This is a genomic window from Streptomyces scabichelini (genome assembly GCF_011045015.1).
Classification (GTDB): domain Bacteria; phylum Actinomycetota; class Actinomycetes; order Streptomycetales; family Streptomycetaceae; genus Streptomyces; species Streptomyces scabichelini.
Map to the genome: position 1 here is coordinate 1 of NZ_JAAKZY010000384.1, position 4,428 is coordinate 4,428.

The 4,428-nt window shown below is 69.0% G+C and carries 5 protein-coding genes; 4 read left to right on the plus strand and 1 reads right to left on the minus strand.

The genetic code is table 11. From position 1 onward, the window contains the following. Positions 1–284: 284 nt before the first annotated feature. Positions 285–1,181 carry an RNA polymerase sigma factor SigF gene (locus G5C60_RS49565; RefSeq protein WP_165270709.1) on the minus strand — a complete coding sequence of 299 codons (897 nt, stop codon included), beginning with the start codon at positions 1,179–1,181 and terminating at the stop codon, positions 285–287. A 297-nt stretch (positions 1,182–1,478) separates the two neighbouring features. On the opposite strand from G5C60_RS49565, the gene G5C60_RS49570 reads away from it, so the two are divergent. The 4 genes from G5C60_RS49570 to G5C60_RS49585 form a co-directional block, all read left to right on the plus strand. Next, a complete protein-coding gene (locus G5C60_RS49570) occupies positions 1,479–1,853 on the plus strand; it encodes an STAS domain-containing protein (RefSeq protein WP_165270717.1) in 375 nt (124 codons plus the stop codon). Between the two features lie 275 nt (positions 1,854–2,128). Continuing rightward, positions 2,129–2,641: an ATP-binding protein gene (locus tag G5C60_RS49575; RefSeq protein ID WP_165270711.1), complete on the plus strand. Its 513-nt coding sequence runs from the start codon at positions 2,129–2,131 to the stop codon at positions 2,639–2,641. A 156-nt stretch (positions 2,642–2,797) separates the two neighbouring features. Continuing rightward, positions 2,798–3,514: an LPXTG cell wall anchor domain-containing protein gene (locus G5C60_RS49580; RefSeq protein ID WP_165270713.1), complete on the plus strand. Its 717-nt coding sequence runs from the start codon at positions 2,798–2,800 to the stop codon at positions 3,512–3,514. A gap of 114 nt (positions 3,515–3,628) precedes the next feature. Further along, positions 3,629–4,428: hypothetical protein (locus tag G5C60_RS49585; protein WP_165270715.1), on the plus strand; the 800-nt coding region annotated here is incomplete at its 3' end.

Genomic DNA, 4,428 nt, shown 5'->3' on the forward strand with positions numbered 1-4,428 from the left:
GAGGGGGCGTGGGTCGGTGCGTCGTATGCCCGTCGCGTAGGTTCGGTCTCAGGTCACCCGCACTGTGTACCGACACCGGGCCGTATGCCCACCCTGCGACGGGCTGACGCACCGGCCCACGGCCCCGCACCCACCACAAACCCAGGGGCGCGGGGAACTGCGCGACCAGCCACAACCAACCCGCAGCCGCCCGCCGACCAGGCGCCAAACGGCGACGGCGCCCGCCGAGCCCCGCCCAGCGGGACCTCGCACGGACGCCACCAGCGTCACGCGTCAGAGGAGATTCACTCCTCGACCGTCAAACCCTTCCGCAACCGCACCAACGTCCGCGACAGCAGTCGCGACACATGCATCTGCGAGATGCCCAACTCATCGCCTATTTCGGACTGCGTCATGTTGGCGACGAAGCGCAGGGACAGGATCTTCCGGTCGCGCGAAGGAAGTTCGGCGATCAGTGGCTTCAGGGACTCGACGTACTCGATGCCTTCGAGGCCGTGGTCCTCGTAGCCGATGCGGTCGGACAGGGCGCCCTCGGAGTCGTCCTCCTCGGGCTGGGCGTCCAGGGAGGACGCCGTGTACGCATTGGACGCGGCCATGCCCTCGACGACCTCGTCGTTCGACAGGCCCAGGCGATCCGCCAGCTCTCCCACCGTCGGAGCGCGATCCAGTTGCTGGGCGAGTTCGTCGCCGGCCTTGGCCAGGTCCAGGCGGAGTTCCTGGAGTCTGCGCGGCACGCGCACCGACCAGCTCGTGTCGCGGAAGAAACGCTTGATCTCGCCGACGATCGTCGGCATCGCGAAGGTCGGGAACTCCACGCCACGGCTGAGCTCGAAGCGGTCGATCGCCTTGATCAGGCCGATCGTGCCGACCTGGATGATGTCCTCCATCGGCTCACTGCGGGAGCGGAACCGGGAGGCGGCGAACTTCACCAGGGCGAGGTTGAGTTCGACCAGCGTGTTGCGCACGTACGAATACTCGTGCGTGCCTTCTTCCAGGGATTCCAGCCGCTCGAAGAGGGTCTTGGAAAGGGCCCGTGCGTCCACCGGCCCCACCTCGTCGTACGGCGGGATCTCCGGAAGGCCGGCGAGTCCGTCGAGGTCCTCCTCGACGAGATCCGCCTGTTCTGGAGAGGGTGTCGACGTCGCTCGGGGGGTCTGCGATGCGTCGAGCCGGGGTGACATGATGTCCTCCATCGTTCTCGGCATATGGCCGCCGATGCCAATACGTGCACTGCGGTGTGCGGCGCCTCCAAAGCCGGCCGTGTTGATTCGTGTCCCTACTAGCCCTACCCGCTTTCGTCAGCCCACCGCAAGTGCGCTTGCTGGAGAAATGTCTGCTTTTGAGCGGTTGTTCGGGTGTGGCGAGGTCGTAGAGAGGTCGTAGGGAAGGAACCGCACGGCAGGAGTCGTGGTCGTAGGGAAGGCGTAGTGTTCAAGAGCGTCAATCAACAGCCACGACGGTCGGAAGAGAGAGACGGCATGGACCGCGGGACGGTCGGCAGCGCGCAATCGGGCCGGCTTCTGGTCGAGGTGCGGGAAGAGGGCCCCAGTGCGGTCGTGACCCCGGCGGGTGAGTTGGATCACCACACCGCCGATCTGTTGCGAGAACCCCTCGAGGACTGCATCGAGCGCGGGTTCGCACGCCTCGTCGTGGACTGTTCGCGGCTCGAGTTCTGTGACTCCACAGGGCTGAATGTGCTACTCGGCGCCCGGCTGAAAGCCGAGGCCGCGGGCGGCGGGGTCCATCTGGCCGAGATGCTTCCGGTGGTGGCCCGGGTCTTCGAGATCACCGGGGCGGTGGCCGTTTTCACCGTGCACGACACGCTCGAAGCGGCCCTGACCGAGAGGCCCTGACCGGGTAGTCGTCCGACTGCGGTGCGCGAAGTTATGGCTCAGTTGTCACTGTGTGACCGGTGCGTTACCAGCGTCACAGTGTCCCTGCCGAATCAGTGGGTGTTCTGACGGTTCGGCCGGGCAGGAGACATCCTGAATATGTCAACAAGGCCAACGGCAAGCGCGCGGCAGTCCCGGATCCCGAGTGTCCTGAGCTTTCTGGATGTCCTGAACCTTGAATCTGAGTGTCCTGAGTCTTGAATCGTGAACCGGTGAATCGGTGAGGTGAAGCGCTGATGAGCACCACCCGGCCTTACCCGCCGGGCGACCGCGGCCCGGATGCGGGCGTCAGCGGCGCTTCGGGGGAGGCCAGAGACGACGGGTCCGCGCGCCCAGATGCCCGTCAGACCCGCCGGCTGAACTTCAGCGGCGAGAGCGGCCTCGTCCCGCTTGCCCGCGACTTCACCCGCCAGGCGCTGTACGCGTGGGGCTGGCTGCCCGCCGCGACCGCCGACCGGCGGGCCGCCGCCGAGGATGTGCTGCTGGTCGTCTCCGAGCTCGTCACCAACGCCTGTCTGCACGCCGAGGGCCCGGACGAGCTGTGGATCACCTGCGACACCAAGGTGCTGCGCGTCGAGGTCTCCGACCGGGGCGCCGGCCAGCCCGCCCCGCGCACCCCGCACCGTGCCGGGCGCCCCGGCGGCCACGGGATGTTCATCGTGCAGCGGCTGTGTCTGGACTGGGGGGTTGTCCGGTCTCCCGGGGTCGCCGGCAAGACGGTGTGGGCGGAGCTCGGAGCCCCCGCTTAGCCGGAAGGTAACTCCCACCAAGGGTTACCGCAGGTTCGAACCCTTCTTCGTACGCGGCGGATCGATCAGATCCGGCGCGTCCTTATGTCTTCCCTCGACAAGGCCCCGGGCGTACCTTGACGGCCGATCTGATGTGCCGTCAGGAATGAGGGGACCGTGTCATACCGGACGTACCAGAAACGAACCGCCGCGCTCGCGTTCGCCGCGGCCCTGGCCGGCTCGGCGGTGCTGATGGCCGCCCCCGCAGCTCAGGCCGAGGTTGTCGACGTCGAGTACAACTGCAAGACGCCGATCGGCGACAAGTCCGCCGTCTCGCCCATCGACATCAAGAGCGCCGAGAGCGGCAGCGGCTACAAAATCACCATGTCCTGGCAGAAGGGCGTCTCGTCCAGCCCGGTCGAACTGGGCAAGGGCGCCATGAGCCCGAGCGCCACCATCAAGCTGGGCGGCGCCGAGAGCGGCACGCTCACCGTGAAGGGCCCTCCCAACGCGGAGGCGATTCCCGCCAACACACCCATCAAAGTCAGCGACTTGAGCGGCACTTACACGCCGTCCAAGAGCGGCAAGGTCACCTTCACGCCCGGCGTCCTCACCATCAAGGCGCTCGGCACGACGACCACCTGCGAGCCCGGCAACAGTCCGGGTCCCGCGCTGTCCCTGGACGTCAAGGCCGCCGGAGGCGGCGGTTCGGCGGGCTCCACCGCTCCCGAGGGCGGAGCGGGTAGCGGCACGGACTCCGGCGCCGGCGCCGCGCTCCCGGAGACGGGGCCCGAGGACTCGGCGATCGCCCTCGGCACGCTCGGCGGCACGGTGCTCCTCGCGGGCGCGGCCGGGGTGCTGTGGCTGACCCGGAGGAACCAGACGACGCGCTGACCTGCCACTTCGTACGAGCATCACCAGCAAGCCGCCTTCGCACGCCCACCCGCCACCCGACCACCGCCCCTCAACGAAACGCTTCGCGTTGCACCTTCTGGTCTGGAGCCGCCTGTGACACCCGCGCAGTCAGCCGCCCGTGGCCTCTGTGTCCTCTGTCTCGCCGCCGTCGTCCTGTTCGGTGTCGCGCCGACCGCCGTGGCCGAGGACAGCTGGTCCGTCGTGCCGTCGGCGGGCGGTCAGGACGGGCGGCCGTCCTTCTACGCGGAGGGCGCGCCCGGGGTCGTTCTGCAGGACACGGTGTCGGTGATCAACCCGGGCAAGGAGCCGATCACCGTACGGCTGCGGGGCGCGGACGCCGACAACAGTGAGGAGGGCGGCGGATTCGCGCTGCGGGCCGAGCCGAGGGACACCGGCGGGTGGATCACCTTCGCCGAGAAGTCGGTGAAGGTGCCGGCGCGGACGCGCGCCGACGTGCCGTTCACCGTGAGCGTCCCCGAGGGTGCCATCCCCGGCGACCACCCCGGCGCGATCGTCGCGAGCGGCGGCGGCAGATCCGCTGCCGTACGCGTCCATGTGCGGGTCAGCGGCCCGACGCTGTCCGCGCTCACGGTCGAGCACGTGGCCGTACGGGACGACCGCATCTCGTACGACCTGGTCAACCGCGGCAACACCGTGCTGACCCCGAAGCTCGCCGTGCGCGCCGACGGGCTGTTCGGCGCGGTGCTCGACCGTGCCCCGCGCACCCTGCCCGTCGAACTGCTCCCCGGCCGCCGCGTCACCCTCGACGAACCCTGGCCCGACCCGCCCGCGCTCGACTCGGTCGACGTGAACGTCACGGTCACGGCGGCGGGCGGGGCGCACGACGCGGCGGGCACGTCGGCGTGGTTCGTGCCGTGGGGAGCGGTCGCGGG

Excerpts from the sequence above, each read along its gene's own strand:
- G5C60_RS49565 (WP_165270709.1), bottom strand. The coding sequence starts at position 1,181 with ATGTCACCCCGGCTCGACGCATCGCAGACCCCCCGAGCGACGTCGACA.
- G5C60_RS49570 (WP_165270717.1), top strand. The coding sequence starts at position 1,479 with ATGGACCGCGGGACGGTCGGCAGCGCGCAATCGGGCCGGCTTCTGGTC.
- G5C60_RS49575 (WP_165270711.1), top strand. The coding sequence starts at position 2,129 with ATGAGCACCACCCGGCCTTACCCGCCGGGCGACCGCGGCCCGGATGCG.